Here is a 17,585-nt window from a genome sequence, read left to right on the forward strand (position 1 = left end):
TCCATAATAATTGATTTTCATTACTTACTGAAGTAACAAGAATAATAAACCAAATTAAAATACAATATAATAGAAAAATTATATCTGGTCATAGAATTTAAGTATAAAAAAACCATTCCGTGTGCACTCGGAATGGTTTTAAAAAGCTTATTAAAGCTTATATTATTTATTGATAGTTGATACTACGCCAGCGCCTACAGTACGGCCACCTTCACGAATTGAGAATTTAGTACCTTCTTCGATAGCGATTGGGTGAATTAATTCTACGTTCATTTCAGTGTTATCGCCAGGCATGATCATTTCTACGCCTTCTGGTAGAGTGATTACGCCAGTAACGTCAGTTGTACGGAAGTAGAACTGAGGACGGTAGTTAGAGAAGAATGGAGTATGACGGCCACCTTCTTCTTTAGATAAAACGTAAACTTCAGCTTTGAATGAAGTATGTGGAGTGATTGTACCTGGTTTAGCAAGTACTTGTCCACGTTGGATATCTTCACGAGCTACACCACGAAGTAAAGCACCGATGTTATCGCCTGCTTCAGCGTAGTCTAATAATTTACGGAACATTTCAACGCCTGTTACAGTTGTTTGTTTAGTTTCTTCTGTGATACCTACGATATCAATAACGTCACCAACTTTACATTGACCGCGTTCTACACGACCAGTTGCAACTGTACCACGACCAGTGATAGAGAATACGTCTTCGACTGGCATCATGAATGGTTTGTCAGTTTGACGTTCTGGAGTTGGGATATAAGAATCTACTGCGTCCATTAATTCAACGATTTTTTCTTCCCATTCTTCTTCACCTTCAAGAGCTTTAAGAGCAGAACCTTTGATTACAGGAACATCATCGCCTGGGAAATCGTATTCAGATAGTAAGTCACGAACTTCCATTTCAACTAATTCAAGTAATTCTTCGTCGTCTACCATATCGCATTTGTTTAAGAATACTACTAGGTAAGGAACACCTACTTGGCGAGATAATAAGATGTGTTCACGAGTTTGTGGCATTGGACCATCAGCAGCAGATACTACTAAGATACCGCCATCCATTTGAGCAGCACCAGTGATCATGTTTTTAACATAGTCAGCGTGTCCTGGGCAGTCAACGTGAGCATAGTGACGAGTTTCAGTTTCATATTCGATGTGAGAAGTGTTGATTGTGATACCGCGTTCTTTTTCTTCAGGAGCGTTATCGATTTGATCGTATGATTTAGCTTCCCCACCCATTTTTTTAGAAAGAACTGTAGCGATTGCAGCAGTTAATGTAGTTTTACCATGGTCAACGTGTCCGATTGTACCAATGTTAGCATGTGTTTTAGAACGGTCGAATTTTTCTTTAGCCATTTTAAAATTGCCTCCTCAGGGTTATAAGTTTTAGTTTATAGTTATGTACCTTCAAGCAATAGGGCCCTACTCCTTGAAGATAACATAGCTTACATGTTATTTATACTTGATAACAAGGTAAAATTCAATTAAAAAATTGATTTAATTATTCACCTTTGTTTTGTTTAATGATTTCTTCACCAATAGATTTTGGAACTTCTTCATAATGGTCAAATACCATTGAGAATGTACCGCGACCTTGTGTAGCTGAACGTAAAGTTGTTGCATAACCAAACATTTCAGCAAGTGGAACCATTGCACGAACAACTTGAGCGTTACCGCGAGCTTCCATACCTTCTACGCGACCACGGCGAGAAGTAATGTTACCCATGATATCACCAAGATATTCTTCTGGCATTACAACTTCTACTTTCATAACTGGTTCTAAAAGAACTGGGTTACATTTAGAAACTGCGTTTTTAAGAGCCATTGAAGCAGCTACTTTAAATGCCATTTCGTTTGAATCGACATCATGGTAAGAACCATCGAATAATTTCGCTTTAACGTCGATTAATGGGAATCCAGCAAGGACACCATTTTGTAAAGAATCTCGAATACCTGCTTCTACAGCTGGAATGTATTCACGAGGAACTACACCACCAACGATAGCGTTTTCGAATTCAAATCCTTTACCTTCTTCGTTTGGTTCAAATTCGATCCAAACGTGACCGTATTGACCACGACCACCTGATTGACGTACAAATTTACCTTCAACTTGAGCTCCAGTACGGAAAGTTTCACGGTAAGATACTTGAGGAGCACCTACGTTAGCTTCAACGTGGAATTCACGTTTCATACGGTCAACAATGATATCAAGGTGAAGCTCACCCATACCAGAGATGATTGTTTGGCCAGTTTCTGTGTCAGTGTGAGCACGGAAAGTAGGATCTTCTTCTTGTAATTTTTGTAAAGCTTGTCCCATTTTATCTTGGTCAGCTTTTGATTTTGGTTCTACAGAAAGAGAGATAACTGGTTCAGGGAATTCCATTGACTCAAGAATAACTAAGCTATTTTCGTCACATAGAGTATCACCTGTAGTAGTAGCTTTAAGACCTACTGCAGCTGCAATGTCCCCAGCGTATACTGTACTGATCTCTTCACGAGAGTTAGCGTGCATTTGTAGGATACGACCTACGCGTTCACGTTTACCTTTTGTAGAGTTTTGTACGTATGAACCTGATTCAAGTACACCAGAGTACACACGGAAGAAAGTTAATTTACCAACATAAGGGTCAGTCATAACTTTGAATGCTAATGCTGAGAATGGTTCGTCATCAGATGAGTGACGTACGATTTCTTCTTCGCCATCAACAGAAGTACCTTTAATAGAAGCAACGTCTGTTGGAGCTGGAAGGTAATCAATTACTGCATCAAGCATTAATTGAACACCTTTGTTTTTGAACGCAGTACCACAAGTTACAGGGTAGAATTCAACGTTTAAAGTAGCTTTACGGATAGCTGCTTTGATTTCTTCTTTAGTGATTTCTTCACCAGCGAAGTATTTTTCCATTAGATTTTCATCAAGTTCAGCTAAAGCTTCGATCAATTTTTCACGATATTCTTCAGCTTGTGCTTTGTATTCTTCTGGAATTTCTTTAACTTCAGCGTTTGAACCATCATCGCCTTCTTTGTAGAATGTAGCTTTCATTTCTACAAGGTCAATAATTGCATTGAATTCATCTTCAGCACCAATTGGTAATTGGATTGGATGAGCGTTAGCTTCTAAACGTTCGTGTAAAGTATTTACAGAATATAAGAAGTCAGCACCGATTTTATCCATTTTGTTGATGAATACGATACGTGGTACGCCGTAAGTAGTCGCTTGGCGCCATACAGTTTCAGTTTGTGGTTCTACACCTGATTGTGCATCAAGTACAGTCACAGCACCATCAAGTACACGAAGAGAACGTTCAACTTCTACAGTGAAGTCTACGTGTCCTGGTGTGTCGATAATGTTAACTCGGTTACCTTTCCATTGAGCTGTTGTAGCAGCAGAAGTGATAGTGATACCACGTTCTTGTTCTTGCTCCATCCAGTCCATTTGAGAAGCACCTTCGTGAGTTTCACCGATTTTATGAATCTTACCAGTGTAATAAAGGATACGCTCAGTTGTTGTTGTTTTACCAGCATCAATGTGAGCCATGATTCCAATATTACGAGTATTTTCAAGGGAGAACTCTCTAGTCATGCGGCCTTTCTCCTTCCATAATGGATTAAGATTAAATTGTGATTACCAACGGTAGTGAGCGAATGCTTTGTTCGCTTCTGCCATTTTGTGCATATCTTCACGTTTTTTAACTGATGCACCAGTGTTGTTAGAAGCATCTAGAATTTCGTTAGCTAGACGTTCTTCCATTGTTTTTTCGCCACGAAGACGAGAGTAGTTTACTAGGTAACGAAGACCAAGAGTTGTACGACGTTCTGGACGTACTTCTACTGGTACTTGATAGTTAGCACCACCTACACGGCGAGCACGAACTTCAAGAACTGGCATTACGTTGTTTAATGCAGCATCGAATACTTCTAGAGGATCTTTACCTGAGCGTTCTTTAACTAATTCGAAAGCTCCGTATAAGATTTTTTGAGAAGTACCTCTTTTACCATCTACCATCATTTTATTGATTAAACGAGTTACTAGTTTTGAATTATAAATTGGATCTGGTAACACGTCACGTTTGGAAACAGGACCTTTACGAGGCATTTGTTTTCCTCCTTTCAGCTAAAAGCTAATTTACATTATTTTTTTTCTTTCGGTTTTTTAGCACCATATAGAGAACGAGATTGCATACGGCCGTTTACTGCAGCTGTATCTAATGCACCACGTACAACGTGATAACGTACCCCTGGTAAATCTTTTACACGACCGCCACGAATAAGAACAACACTGTGTTCTTGTAAGTTATGGCCTTCACCAGGAATGTAAGCATTAACCTCGATTTGGTTTGTTAAACGTACACGAGCGTATTTACGTAACGCTGAGTTTGGTTTTTTTGGAGTCATTGTACCAACACGTGTACAAACACCGCGTTTTTGTGGTGAGTTAACATCAGTCAATGATTTTGCAAAGCTGTTGTAACTTTTGTTTAACGCTGGTGATTTTGATTTTTTACTTTTGGATTGACGAGGCTTACGTACTAATTGGTTAATTGTAGGCATCGATTTTTCCTCCCTTCATTTCGTTTCTTTAAATCCACACATCCAGGTGGTTCATTTTGGGGTAAAAAACAAAGTCTTTGCGTGATCACCGCAAAAACTACCATTCAGTAAATACACTAACTGCAGCACCTAACTCAATTTCGCAGGCTCTACCGAGTTCTCTCTTCGAGTCTACAAATACAACGGGAATACCATTTTCTTGTGCTACTTGCACCGCATGCGTGGTCATTCGAACGTCTGCATCTAGAGCAACGAAAACTTCGGTAACATGACCAGTTTGTAATACTTTGACTGTTTGTTTAATACCATTGATTGTTTTGTTAGCCTATTTGACTTTTTCATAAGACATTTGCATATCCTTCGAAATGATAGACAATCAACTATCAACCTAAAATATATTAACACCCATTAGCTATGATGTCAACGAATATTGATAAAAATTACAAGGAAGAGATTATATCTCCTCCTTGTATTATCTTTAAAAATTACTCAGCAGCAAGTGTTTCTTCTGTTTTTTCTGCTTCGCTTTCAGCAATTTTAATTTGACGATAGCGTTGCATACCTGTTCCAGCCGGCACAAGTTTACCTAAGATAACATTTTCTTTAAGACCAAGTAATTCATCACGTTTACCTTTGATCGCAGCATCAGTTAAGACACGAGTTGTTTCTTGGAATGATGCAGCAGATAAGAATGATTCTGTTTCAAGAGAAGCTTTTGTAATACCAAGGATTACTGGGCGACATGTTGCAGGGATTTTGCCTGCATGTATGGCTTCAGCATTTGCTTCAGAGAATTGGTGAATATCTAGTAATGAACCTGGAAGTAATTCTGTTTCACCAGCTTCAATAACACGTACTTTACGAAGCATTTGGCGAACCATTACTTCGATGTGTTTATCTCCGATTTCTACCCCTTGCATACGATATACTTTTTGAACTTCTTTTAATAGATATTCTTCTACAGAAGAAACATCTGTTACTTTTAATAATTCTTTAGGATCGATAGAACCTTCTGTAAGAATTTGACCGTGTTTTACTTGTTCGTTTAATTGTACTTTCAAACGAGCATTGTAAGGAGCCAAGTATTTACGAGTTTCTACTGCACCTTGAATTGTAATCTCTTTTTGTCCTTCACGAATTTCTTCGATATCAGAAACAACCCCTGCGATTTCAGTGATTACTGCTTGACCTTTAGGGTTTCGTGATTCGAAAATTTCTTGGATACGTGGAAGACCTTGAGTGATATCGGCACCTGCTACTCCACCTTGGTGGAATGTACGCATTGTTAATTGTGTACCTGGTTCACCGATAGATTGAGCAGCGATAATACCTACTGCTTCACCCACTTCAACTTTGTCGCCAGTTGCTAAGTTCATGCCGTAACATTTTTTACACACACCATGTTTAGTGTTACATGTAAATGCTGAGCGAATTGTTACTTCTTCGATTCCAGCTTCATCAATTTGACGAGCAAGTTCAGGTGTAATCAATTGATCTTTTGCAACAACGACTTCGTTTGTTTCTGGATGACGAATTGTTTTCTTAGCATAACGACCAATAACACGTTCTTCTAGTGCTTCGATGATTTCTGTTCCTTCTTTTAGAGAAGTGATAGCTAAACCACGGTCAGTACCACAGTCATCTTCACGAACGATTACATCCTGTGCAACGTCTACTAAACGACGAGTAAGGTAACCTGAATCGGCTGTTTTAAGCGCTGTATCGGCAAGACCTTTACGAGCACCGTGAGTAGAGATGAAGTATTCCAATACTGTTAAACCTTCACGGAATGAAGATTTGATTGGAAGTTCGATAATACGACCAGCTGGGTTGGCCATCAGACCACGCATACCAGCAAGTTGCGTAAAGTTAGATGCGTTACCACGGGCACCAGAGTCACTCATCATGAAGATTGGGTTTTCTGCAGGAAGTGAGTCCATCAGTTTAGACTGGATTTCATCTTTTGCAGCACTCCAGAATGAAATAACGCGATCATATCGTTCTTCTTCAGTAATTAAACCACGACGGAATTGTTTCATTACTTTATCTACTTGTTCTTGAGACTTGTGTAAAATTTCTTGTTTACCTGGTAATACGATGATATCTGAGATACCAATTGATATACCAGCTTTCGTAGAATATTTGAAACCAAGATCTTTTAGACGGTCAAGCATTTTCGATGTCTCAGTAATGTGATAACGAGCAAATACTTCGGCAATAACTTTACCTAGATATTTTTTAGTAAATGGTTTAATTCTTTCCTGAGCTGCGATATGTTCTTTCACATTTGTTGTTGTTGAAACAAAGTATTTATCTGGTGTTGCATCTTGTAAATTAGTTGTTGTTGGTTCATTGATGTATGGGAATGAATCATCAAGAATTTCATTGAAGAATACTTTACCTACTGTAGTAATCAACAACATTTTATTTTGTTCTTCAGTAAATGTTTTGTTATTTAAAGATGAAGCTTTGATTGCAATACGAGAATGCAAGTGAACTTCTTGGTTTTGATAAGCAACATTTAGCTCTTCTGGTCCGTAGAAGATTGTACCTTCACCGACAGCACCTTGACGTTCAAGAGTTAAGTAGTAGTTACCTAATACCATATCTTGTGAAGGTGTTACGACTGGTTTACCATCTTTAGGATTCAAAATATTTTGAGCAGCAAGCATTAATAAACGCGCTTCAGCTTGTGCTTCAGCTGATAATGGAACGTGAACCGCCATTTGGTCACCATCGAAGTCAGCGTTATATGCTGTACATACTAATGGGTGAAGACGAATCGCTTTACCTTCAATTAGAGTTGGTTCGAATGCTTGGATACCAAGTCTGTGAAGAGTCGGTGCACGGTTAAGTAATACTGGGTGTTCTTTCATGATGTCTTCAAGAACATCCCATACTTCTTCATGCATACGTTCGATTTTACGTTTTGCTGATTTAATGTTGTGTGCAAGACCACGTTCAACAAGTTCTTTCATCACGAAAGGTTTGAACAATTCGATTGCCATACCTTTTGGAAGACCACATTGGTACATTTTAAGTGATGGACCTACTACGATTACAGAACGACCAGAGTAGTCAACACGTTTACCAAGTAAGTTTTGACGGAAACGACCTTGTTTACCTTTTAACATATGAGAAAGAGATTTTAATGGACGGTTACCAGGACCAGTTACTGGACGACCACGACGACCATTATCGATTAAAGCATCTACTGCTTCTTGAAGCATACGTTTTTCGTTTTGAACGATAATTCCAGGAGCCCCAAGATCAAGAAGACGTTTTAAACGATTATTGCGATTAATAACACGACGATATAAATCGTTTAAATCAGAAGTCGCGAAACGGCCACCATCAAGTTGTACCATTGGGCGCAATTCTGGAGGGATCACAGGAAGTACATCTAAAATCATCCATTCAGGACGGTTCCCTGAATGACGGAATGATTCAACAACTTCTAAACGTTTAATAGCACGTGTACGGCGCTGACCTTGTGCTGTTTTAAGTTCTTCTTTAAGTGCTTCTGTTTCTTTATCAAGGTCAATTTCTTGTAGTAATTGTTTGATAGCTTCTGCACCCATTGCAGCTTCAAAAGTTTTACCGTATTTCTCGCGGTATGCACGGTATTCTTTTTCTGAAAGCAATTGTTTTTTCTCAAGTGGTGTGTCCGCTGGCTCGATTACAACATAAGAAGCAAAGTAAATCACTTCTTCAAGTGCACGAGGTGACATATCCAAAATTAGACCCATACGGCTTGGAATACCTTTAAAATACCAAATATGTGAAACTGGAGCAGCTAACTCAATGTGGCCCATACGTTCACGACGTACTTTTGCACGTGTTACTTCTACACCACAACGGTCACAAACTACACCTTTATAGCGTACGCGTTTGTATTTACCACAATGACATTCCCAGTCCTTTGTAGGTCCGAAAATGCGTTCACAGAACAAACCATCTTTTTCTGGTTTAAGTGTACGATAGTTAATAGTTTCTGGTTTTTTTACTTCTCCATAAGACCATGAGCGAATTTTATCAGGTGAAGCTAAACCGATTTTCATGTACTCAAAATTATTAACGTCTATCAAGGAGCCTACCTCCCTTTATTCTGAAGTCTTGAATGACTTTTCATTAGCTCGACGATTGATTTATTGATAAAACGGGAAGGAGGACAAGCCCAAAACCGGTCCTGTCCAACATCCCAAATACTGTTAAAATAAATTATTCAGGAGATCCTACTGATGCTTCTTCATCGACGTTTGAAGTGATATTGAATGAATCGTTAGGTTGAAGATCATCATCGTCTTCACTATCACGTAATTCAATTTCTTCATCATCGATTGTTAGCATTTTCACATCTAACCCTAAAGATTGAAGTTCTTTAATTAATACTTTGAAAGATTCAGGAACGCCTGGTTCAGGAACGCTTTCACCTTTAACGATAGCTTCATAAGTTTTAACACGACCTACAACGTCATCGGATTTAACAGTTAAGATTTCTTGTAGTGTATATGCAGAACCATATGCTTCAAGAGCCCAAACTTCCATTTCACCAAAACGTTGTCCACCGAATTGCGCTTTACCACCAAGAGGTTGTTGCGTAACAAGTGAGTAAGGACCTGTAGAACGAGCGTGAAGTTTATCATCAACCATGTGAGCAAGTTTGATCATATACATAACCCCAACTGATACACGGTTATCTAATGGTTCACCTGTACGACCATCATAAAGGACTGTTTTACCGTCACGATTCATGCCGGCTTCTTCCATTGTTTTCCATACATCTTCATCGCTAGCACCATCAAATACAGGTGTTGCCATGTGAACGCCTAAGTAGCGAGCAGCCATACCTAAGTGCAACTCTAATACTTGTCCGATGTTCATACGAGATGGTACACCTAATGGGTTTAACATGATGTCAACTGGAGTACCATCTGGAAGGAATGGCATATCTTCTTCAGGTAAGATACGTGAAATTACCCCTTTGTTACCGTGACGACCGGCCATTTTGTCCCCAACGCGAATTTTACGTTTTTGAACAATATAGACACGAACCATTTGGTTAACACCTGGAGATAATTCATCGCCATCTTCACGGTTGAAGACTTTGACATCAAGTACGATACCACCTGCACCATGAGGAACACGTAATGAAGTATCTCGAACTTCACGAGCTTTTTCACCGAAGATTGCATGTAATAAACGTTCTTCTGCAGTAAGTTCAGTTACACCTTTAGGAGTTACTTTACCAACTAAGATATCGCCATCATTTACTTCAGCACCGATACGGATAATACCACGTTCATCAAGGTTACGTAATGCTTCTTCTCCGACATTTGGAATATCACGAGTGATTTCTTCAGGTCCGAGTTTAGTATCACGAGCTTCTGATTCGTATTCTTCGATATGAACAGAAGTATAAACGTCGTTTTTAACAAGGCGTTCGTTCATGATTACAGCATCTTCATAGTTATATCCATTCCAAGTCATGAATGCTACGACTACGTTACGACCAAGTGCTAATTCTCCGCATTCCATTGAAGGACCATCTGCAAGAATGTCACGAGGTTGAATACGTTCGCCAACTTTCACTAATGGACGTTGGTTGTAACTTGTACCTTGGTTAGAACGTACAAATTTTTGTAATTTATATTTTGTTAAATCGCCTTTTACTTCTTTTCCGTCGATTTCTTCGATACGGCGTACGTGAATTGATCGTGCTTCTACGTGTTCAACAATACCTGCATATTTTGCAACTACTGCGGCACCTGAGTCACGAGCATCTACGTGTTCCATACCAGTACCAACGAAAGGAGCTTCTGGGTTTAACAAAGGAACAGCTTGACGTTGCATGTTGGCACCCATTAGAGCACGGTTAGAGTCATCGTTTTCTAAGAATGGAATACATGCTGTTGCTGCAGATACTACTTGTTTTGGTGATACATCCATGTAGTCAACTGTATCACGTTTGAATACAGAGTTATCTCCACGGAAACGACCAACAACTTCTTCTTCAGTAAACGAACCATCAGGATTTAATAGTGAGTTCGCTTGAGCTACAACATAGTTATCTTCTTCGTCTGCAGTTAAATAATCAATATGATTAGTTAAGCGACCTGTTTCAGGGTCTACACGACGATAAGGTGTTTCGATGAAGCCAAATTTATTCACTTTAGCATAACTTGAAAGTGAGTTGATCAAACCAATGTTTGGACCCTCTGGCGTTTCAATCGGACACATACGACCATAGTGAGAATAGTGAACGTCACGTACTTCGAAACCAGCACGTTCACGTGTTAAACCACCAGGTCCTAGGGCTGATAGACGACGTTTGTGTGTTAATTCAGCTAATGGGTTTGTTTGGTCCATGAATTGTGATAATTGAGAGCTACCGAAGAATTCTTTAATAGCTGCAATTACTGGACGAATATTAATTAATTGTTGTGGCACAATAGACGCTGTGTCGTTAATAGACATACGTTCACGTACGACACGTTCCATACGAGATAGACCGATACGGAATTGGTTTTGTAGAAGTTCACCTACAGAACGTAGACGACGGTTACCTAAGTGGTCGATATCGTCTGTGTCACCCACACCATATAATAAGTTAAAGAAATAAGAAACAGATGCCACTACGTCAGAAGGAGTAATGTGTTTCACTTCTTCTTCAACATAAGCATTACTGATTACTTTAATTTCTTTTTGTGATTCATCATTAGGAGCATAGATTTTAATCTCTTGAATTTGAATATCGCCTTCTAGAACTCCTCCAACTTTAGAAACAGTTTTGAAACCAACACCATTTTCTAAATATGGAATTAAACGATCTAATACTCTGCGGTCAATTAATGTACCAGCTTCAACTAAAATTTCGCCTGTTTCAGGATCTGCTAATGTTTCAGCAATTGTTTGATTGAATAGACGATTTTTAATATGAAGTTTTTTGTTCATTTTGTAACGACCAACGTTTGCTAAATCATAACGTTTTGGATCAAAGAAACGTGAATACAACAGATTTTTTGCACTTTCTACTGTTGGCGGTTCACCAGGACGTAGACGTTCATAAATTTCTAATAGTGCTTTTTCTGTGCTTTCAGTGTTGTCTTTTTCTAATGTGTTACGCAAGAACTCATTATCACCAATTAATTCGATGATTTCTTGGTCTGATGCGAAGCCTAGTGCACGTAAAAGTACTGTGATTGGTAGTTTACGTGTACGGTCGATACGAACATAGACAACATCTTTTGCATCTGTTTCGTATTCAAGCCAAGCACCACGGTTAGGAATGACTGTAGCGCCAAAACCTTTTTTACCGTTTTTATCTGTTTTATCGTGATAGTATACACTTGGTGATCTAACTAATTGTGAAACAATAACGCGTTCCGCACCGTTAATAATGAAAGTACCAGTTTCTGTCATAAGCGGGAAGTCACCCATGAATACTTCTTGTTCTTTCACTTCTTCTGTTTCTTTGTTAAGCAGACGTACTTTTACACGCAATGGTGCAGCATAAGTCACGTCACGTTGTTTACATTCATCGACATCATATTTCGGTTCTCCGAGACTGTAGTCGACGAATTCTAGTGATAGATTTCCTGTAAAGTCTTCAATTGGTGAAATGTCACGGAACATTTCACGTAAACCTTCTTCAAGAAACCACTCGTTAGATGCGGTTTGAATCTCAATAAGATTCGGAAGTTCCAGCACCTCTTTAATACGCGCAAAGCTTCTACGCTGGCGGTGTTGTCCGTACTGAACTAGTTGACCTGTCAACTCATTCACCCCTCAATAAAGCGATAATAGGTCTTTCAGAAACCATATAAATGTTGTATGATTACGAAAGACAAAAAGAAAACGAGTTCGTTGATGAGCTCATTTTCGATTAACCAAAGTTAAATTCGAAAGCTCCTGCTATTTACATTTTCAGCCAATAGGCAAACGCCTTCAAATTAATATTTTTGCATTGTATTATGTTATCACAGCGTTTTTGTCAAGTCAATCTATAAGTTTTGACAAATTTATTTCGTAGCTTTGATAATCCAATATCCTTTTTTCTTTTCTACTATTTCCACTTTAGAGAATTTTAATTCCAAATGTTCCACAGTAGATGGCGCGCCTTGTTTCTTCTGAATTACAATCCACAATTCACCTGAATCCACTAATTTCTCAAATGCTTCATCATAGAATCTAAAAATAGTGTTTTTGCCTGCACGAATCGGAGGATTTGTCAAAACAACAGCGATATGTTCTTCTTGAACAGATGAAAGTGCGTTACTCTCATAAATCTGCACATTTTGAACCCCGTTCAATTCAGCGTTTTTCTTTGCTAGATTGACCGCTCGCTCATTGACATCCATCATTTGAACCATACGATTTGGATAACTTTTTGCAATTGACAATCCAATTGGTCCATATCCACAACCAACATCTAGAATACACCCTTCAATTGCCGGCATCTCAAAACTATCAATTAATACACGGGAGCCAAAATCTACTTCGCTTTTACTAAAAACCCCTGCATCAGTTTCAAATACAAATGAAAATCCCCGAAGTGTAAAATTCCATCTGCGCGGTTTACTTTCTACTTGAGGTTCTTTTGAATAATAATGTTCTGACAAGAATAATGCCCTCCATCATCTATAGATAAAGAAAAAGCTCGTCAAAATTGACGAGCTTTTCACATTCAATCAGCAGAAATTATTTAACTTCTACAGATGCGCCAACTTCTTCAAGTTTAGCTTTGATTTCTTCAGCTTCTTCTTTAGAAGCGCCTTCTTTAAGAGCTTTAGGAGCGTTATCTACAACTTCTTTAGCTTCTTTAAGACCTAAACCAGTGATTTCACGAACCACTTTAATTACTTTAATTTTTTGATCGCCAGCAGAAGCTAAAATAACATCAAAATCTGTTTTTTCTTCTGCAGCAGCAGCAGCGCCACCAGCAACAGCTACAGGAGCAGCAGCAGTAACACCGAATTCTTCTTCGATTGCTTTTACTAAATCGTTTAATTCAAGAACTGTCATAGCTTTGACAGCTTCTAAGATTTGCTCATTGTTCATTATATTTTCCTCCTATACGGAATGTAAGTTTTTTAGTTTGGCATATTATGCCTTGAAGATTAAGCTACACTTAAAATTAAGCGCCTTGTTCTTCTTTTTGTTCTGCAACAGCTTTTGTTACAAGAGCTAAGTTGCGCATTGGAGCTTGAAGTACTGATAATAGCATAGATAGTAAACCTTCGCGTGATGGAAGTTCAGCCAATGCTTTAACTTCTTCAACGCTAGCATATGTGCCTTCAATAAGACCAGCTTTAATTTCTAGTTGTTCGTTAGCTTTCGCAAAGTCATTGATGATACGTGCAGGAGCAACTACATCTTCATTTGAGAATGCGATTGCGTTTGGACCTGTAAGAACTTCGTTAAGTTCTTCGTGGCCAACTTCTGCAGTAGCGCGACGAACTAAAGTATTTTTGTATACTTTGAATTCTACACCAGCTTCACGTAATTGTTTACGTAGTTCAGTAACTTGAGATACTGAAAGACCACGGTAGTCAACTACTACTACTGATGCTGCACTTTTAAACTTGTCAGCGATTTCTTGAACAACAGTTTGTTTTGCTTCAACTGCTTTGTTCATCTTGACACCTCCTATAAGAATGGGTCATTTATACCAACAAAAGAAAAGCCTCTTGCCATTAGTAGACAAGAGGCGGAATTTCATCATCTTAAGTAAGAGTCTGAGTTCCTTTGTCCTCGGTAGGATAATTAAGCGATAGCTCGCCCCTACGGTCTACGGTACAAATGGATGATTCACAACGCTATAAATCATAACAAATGATAATTGCGTTGTCAATCAAAAATTATTTTGCTGCTGTAGCAGAAAGTGGATCAACTTTGATAGATGGTCCCATTGTAGTAGTTACATGTAAAGATTTGATGTAAGTACCTTTTGCAGCAGCAGGTTTTGCTTTAAGGATTACGTCAACAAGAGTTGATAAGTTTTCAGCTAATTTGTCAGCTTCGAATGAAACTTTACCAATTGGAGCATGAACAATACCAGCTTTGTCAGCACGGTATTCAACTTTACCAGCTTTGATTTCGTTAACTGCTTTAGTTACATCGAAAGTAACTGTGCCAGTTTTAGGGTTTGGCATTAAGCCTTTAGGTCCTAATACACGACCTAGTTTACCAACTTCACCCATCATGTCTGGAGTAGCAACGATTACATCGAAGTCAAACCAGCCTTGTTGGATTTTTTGGATATATTCTGCATCGCCTACGTAATCAGCGCCAGCTGCTTCAGCTTCTTTAATTTTGTCGCCTTTAGCGAAAACTAAAACGCGTTGAGTTTTACCAGTACCGTTTGGAAGCACAACTGCTCCGCGGATTTGTTGGTCATTTTTACGAGTGTCGATATTTAAGTTAAATGCTACTTCAACTGTTGCGTCAAAGTTAACAGTGCTTGTTTTTTTAGCAAGTTCAGCTGCTTCAGCTACTGTGTATTGTTGGTTACGATCAACTAATTTAGCTGCATCTTGCAATTTTTTACCTGTTTTAGCCATTATATATTTCCTCCTTGATTGTGGTTGTAACGGATTAAACCTCCCACGAATAAAGGCTGCGAGTTTCAAATATCACTATAAGAAACAATCGCAACCTCCAAAAAACAATACTTTATCAAGTAATGGGATTAGTCTTCGATCACAATACCCATGCTACGTGCAGTACCTTCTACCATTGACATTGCAGCTTCTACTGATGCTGCGTTTAAGTCTGGCATTTTAGTTTCAGCGATTTCGCGTACTTTATCACGTTTCACTGTAGCTACTTTTTTACGGTTTGGTTCGCCTGAACCTGATTTAATACCAGCTGCTACTTTAAGTAACACTGCTGCCGGTGGAGTTTTTGTAATGAAAGTGAATGAACGATCTTCAAATACAGAAATCTCAACTGGAATGATCAACCCTGCTTGGTCCGCAGTACGAGCGTTGAATTCTTTACAGAATCCCATGATATTAACACCTGCTTGACCCAATGCAGGACCTACTGGTGGCGCTGGATTTGCTTTACCAGCTGGGATTTGAAGTTTTACAACTTTAACAACTTTTTTAGCCACGAGACACACCTCCTTAAGTCCGTGATGTGGTAATTGGGTTTCCCCTCCCACTCAATATCTGTCTGTCGGCTTAATCCGATAACATTAAAAATTACTTTGTCACATGTGATATATTTCCACAGTATGACCTATGAAATGATAACACTTTTTAAAATACAAGGCAAGTACCTTACATTTAAACTTTTACAACTTCATCAAAATCTAGTTCCATTTTTGTTTCGCGACCGAACATATCAACTGTTACATTTATTTTGCCTTTATCAGCTATGATTTCGTTGACAATCCCTTGGAAATGAGCGAAAGGTCCTTCTAGAACTTCAACTAAGTCACCTACGCTAAAGTCTAGATCAACACTAACTTCATTTGCACCCATTTGTTGTAGAATCACTTCTACTTCTTCAGGTAGTAATGGTGTTGGTTTTACTCCACCACCTGAAGAACCGATGAATCCAGTAACACCTGGTGTATTACGAACAACATACCAAGCATCATCTGTCATAACTAGTTCAACTAAAACATAACCCGGGAAGGTCTTACGCATATATGTTTTTTTACGACCGTCTTTTACTTCAGTTTCTTGTTCTTCTGGAATAATCACACGGAAGATTTTATCTTGCATCCCCATTGTTTCAACACGTTTTTCAAGGTTTGCTTTTACTTTGTTTTCATAACCTGAATAAGTATGGACAACATACCAATTTTTTTCCATAATAGATAGGACTGTTCGTCCTTCCCTCCTTTTCTAAAAGGCAAAATGAAAAAACCCGTTACAACACACGGGCCCTTTCAAACATATTAACTTTATTAAATCATAACTCTAAGTACCAGCGCAATAATTTCGAAATGCCTAAATCGATTACCATGAAAAACGCTGCCATTATCAATAATGTTGAAACAACAATCATTGTATATTTCGTCAATTCTTTACGCTTCGGCCAACTTGTTTTTCTCATTTCTGATAGAACGCCGCGGAAAAATTCACCTATCTTACCCATCCAACCAAACCTCCGAATATAATCATATATACATAACGAATTGTATTATTTAGTTTGTTTATGTAATGTATGCTCATTACAATGAGAACAATATTTCTTAAGTTCTATTCTTTTTGAATTGTCCTTTGTTGCGGGTAAATGATAATTTCTAGCCCCGCATTTTTCACAGCTTAGTGCGACCTTTTGTGCCATAATATCACCTTTCGGCATTCGTCCTTTTAAAAGCCTATCACCTATTATACAAGCTGTCAACTAACCTCTTAATGCTATCAAACTACTATTCTACCTCTAAATGTCTTTCTAATTTTCGTTTAATACGTTGTAATGCATTATCAATTGATTTTACATGCCGATCTAATCTTGCAGAAATTTCCTGATAAGAGCACCCTTCTAAATAGAGGGCCAATACTTGACGTTCTAAATCGCTTAGTACCTCACCGATTTTTTCTTCTAAGTGGTTAAACTCTTCTCGATGAATCATCAGTTTTTCCGGATCATCGATTGTCGCACCTGTAAGCATATCCATCAAAGTTTTTGTTGATTCCTCTTCAAACACTGGCTTGTCTAATGATACATATGAATTTAGTGGAATATGCTTTTGTCTTGTTGCTGTTTTGATAGCGGTAATAATTTGGCGTTTAATGCAAAGTTCTGCAAAAGCTTTGAAAGAAGCTAATTTATCACCTTTAAAATCACGGATTGCTTTATACAACCCGATCATACCCTCTTGCACAATATCTTCTTTATCAGCACCAATTAAAAAATAGGACTTCACTTTTAAGCGTACAAATGGCTTATATTTGTTGATCAGAAAATCCAACGCTTCTGTATCACCATTACGCGCCATTTCGACTAATTGCTCATCAGTCAAATCTTCAAATTGTTGATGCTTCACGTGTAAATGATCACTTGTTAACAAAGTATCACCC

The 17,585-nt window shown here is 38.4% G+C and carries 16 protein-coding genes and 1 other annotated feature; all 16 genes read right to left on the reverse strand.

All coding sequences use genetic code 11. From position 1 onward, the window contains the following. Positions 1-162 precede the first annotated feature (162 nt). On the reverse strand, positions 163-1,350 hold the full coding sequence (gene tuf / locus Q8X41_RS12120; RefSeq protein WP_397536579.1) for an elongation factor Tu: 1,188 nt from the start codon (positions 1,348-1,350) through the stop codon (positions 163-165). A gap of 145 nt (positions 1,351-1,495) precedes the next feature. After that, positions 1,496-3,577, reverse strand: coding sequence for an elongation factor G (gene fusA, locus Q8X41_RS12125; protein WP_397536580.1), 2,082 nt, complete (start codon positions 3,575-3,577; stop codon positions 1,496-1,498). A 42-nt stretch (positions 3,578-3,619) separates the two neighbouring features. Further along, entirely contained in the window at positions 3,620-4,090 is a 471-nt protein-coding gene (rpsG, locus tag Q8X41_RS12130) for a 30S ribosomal protein S7 (RefSeq protein WP_102693540.1), read from the reverse strand. A gap of 35 nt (positions 4,091-4,125) precedes the next feature. Further along, entirely contained in the window at positions 4,126-4,545 is a 420-nt protein-coding gene (gene rpsL, locus Q8X41_RS12135) for a 30S ribosomal protein S12 (RefSeq protein WP_102693539.1), read from the reverse strand. 97 nt (positions 4,546-4,642) lie between these two features. After that, complete coding sequence (locus Q8X41_RS12140) at positions 4,643-4,858, reverse strand: ribosomal L7Ae/L30e/S12e/Gadd45 family protein (RefSeq protein ID WP_397540262.1); 216 nt, start codon at positions 4,856-4,858, stop codon at positions 4,643-4,645. 172 nt (positions 4,859-5,030) lie between these two features. Beyond that, the gene (gene rpoC / locus Q8X41_RS12145) at positions 5,031-8,633 is read right to left on the reverse strand and encodes a DNA-directed RNA polymerase subunit beta' (RefSeq protein WP_397536581.1); all 3,603 of its coding nucleotides are present in this window, start codon (positions 8,631-8,633) and stop codon (positions 5,031-5,033) included. A gap of 133 nt (positions 8,634-8,766) precedes the next feature. Beyond that, complete coding sequence (gene rpoB, locus Q8X41_RS12150; RefSeq protein WP_397536582.1) at positions 8,767-12,321, reverse strand: DNA-directed RNA polymerase subunit beta; 3,555 nt, start codon at positions 12,319-12,321, stop codon at positions 8,767-8,769. A gap of 245 nt (positions 12,322-12,566) precedes the next feature. Beyond that, complete coding sequence (locus Q8X41_RS12155) at positions 12,567-13,166, reverse strand: class I SAM-dependent methyltransferase (RefSeq protein WP_397536583.1); 600 nt, start codon at positions 13,164-13,166, stop codon at positions 12,567-12,569. A 79-nt stretch (positions 13,167-13,245) separates the two neighbouring features. Beyond that, positions 13,246-13,605, reverse strand: a complete 360-nt coding sequence (rplL, locus tag Q8X41_RS12160; protein ID WP_397536584.1) for a 50S ribosomal protein L7/L12 — start codon at positions 13,603-13,605, stop codon at positions 13,246-13,248. Positions 13,606-13,681: 76 nt separating this feature from the next. Next, positions 13,682-14,182, reverse strand: a complete 501-nt coding sequence (rplJ, locus tag Q8X41_RS12165) for a 50S ribosomal protein L10 (protein ID WP_397536585.1) — start codon at positions 14,180-14,182, stop codon at positions 13,682-13,684. A gap of 32 nt (positions 14,183-14,214) precedes the next feature. After that, positions 14,215-14,359: a sequence feature (ribosomal protein L10 leader region), on the reverse strand. Between the two features lie 46 nt (positions 14,360-14,405). Next, a complete protein-coding gene (gene rplA, locus Q8X41_RS12170) occupies positions 14,406-15,107 on the reverse strand; it encodes a 50S ribosomal protein L1 (RefSeq protein WP_397536586.1) in 702 nt (233 codons plus the stop codon). 128 nt (positions 15,108-15,235) lie between these two features. Further along, positions 15,236-15,661 carry a 50S ribosomal protein L11 gene (rplK, locus tag Q8X41_RS12175; RefSeq protein ID WP_146013888.1) on the reverse strand — a complete coding sequence of 142 codons (426 nt, stop codon included), beginning with the start codon at positions 15,659-15,661 and terminating at the stop codon, positions 15,236-15,238. Between the two features lie 175 nt (positions 15,662-15,836). Continuing rightward, positions 15,837-16,370, reverse strand: coding sequence for a transcription termination/antitermination protein NusG (nusG, locus tag Q8X41_RS12180; RefSeq protein ID WP_397536587.1), 534 nt, complete (start codon positions 16,368-16,370; stop codon positions 15,837-15,839). 100 nt (positions 16,371-16,470) lie between these two features. After that, positions 16,471-16,656: a preprotein translocase subunit SecE gene (secE, locus tag Q8X41_RS12185; RefSeq protein WP_397536588.1), complete on the reverse strand. Its 186-nt coding sequence runs from the start codon at positions 16,654-16,656 to the stop codon at positions 16,471-16,473. Between the two features lie 45 nt (positions 16,657-16,701). Next, entirely contained in the window at positions 16,702-16,866 is a 165-nt protein-coding gene (rpmG, locus tag Q8X41_RS12190; RefSeq protein WP_397540263.1) for a 50S ribosomal protein L33, read from the reverse strand. 67 nt (positions 16,867-16,933) lie between these two features. Then, positions 16,934-17,575 (reverse strand): RNA polymerase sporulation sigma factor SigH, encoded by a 642-nt coding sequence (gene sigH / locus Q8X41_RS12195; protein WP_397536589.1) that lies wholly within the window; start codon positions 17,573-17,575, stop codon positions 16,934-16,936. Positions 17,576-17,585: the final 10 nt, after the last annotated feature.

The organism is Rummeliibacillus pycnus (assembly GCF_044359855.1).
In the GTDB taxonomy this organism is placed as follows: domain Bacteria; phylum Bacillota; class Bacilli; order Bacillales_A; family Planococcaceae; genus Rummeliibacillus; species Rummeliibacillus pycnus_A.

Bases quoted from the DNA above. Each gene is read 5' to 3' on its own strand.
- fusA (WP_397536580.1), bottom strand. From the start codon at position 3,577: ATGACTAGAGAGTTCTCCCTTGAAAATACTCGTAATATTGGAATCATG.
- nusG (WP_397536587.1), bottom strand. From the start codon at position 16,370: ATGGAAAAAAATTGGTATGTTGTCCATACTTATTCAGGTTATGAAAAC.
- secE (WP_397536588.1), bottom strand. From the start codon at position 16,656: ATGGGTAAGATAGGTGAATTTTTCCGCGGCGTTCTATCAGAAATGAGA.
- rpsL (WP_102693539.1), bottom strand. From the start codon at position 4,545: ATGCCTACAATTAACCAATTAGTACGTAAGCCTCGTCAATCCAAAAGT.
- rplJ (WP_397536585.1), bottom strand. From the start codon at position 14,182: ATGAACAAAGCAGTTGAAGCAAAACAAACTGTTGTTCAAGAAATCGCT.
- rplL (WP_397536584.1), bottom strand. From the start codon at position 13,605: ATGAACAATGAGCAAATCTTAGAAGCTGTCAAAGCTATGACAGTTCTT.
- rpsG (WP_102693540.1), bottom strand. From the start codon at position 4,090: ATGCCTCGTAAAGGTCCTGTTTCCAAACGTGACGTGTTACCAGATCCA.
- tuf (WP_397536579.1), bottom strand. From the start codon at position 1,350: ATGGCTAAAGAAAAATTCGACCGTTCTAAAACACATGCTAACATTGGT.
- rpmG (WP_397540263.1), bottom strand. From the start codon at position 16,866: ATGCCGAAAGGTGATATTATGGCACAAAAGGTCGCACTAAGCTGTGAA.
- rplA (WP_397536586.1), bottom strand. From the start codon at position 15,107: ATGGCTAAAACAGGTAAAAAATTGCAAGATGCAGCTAAATTAGTTGAT.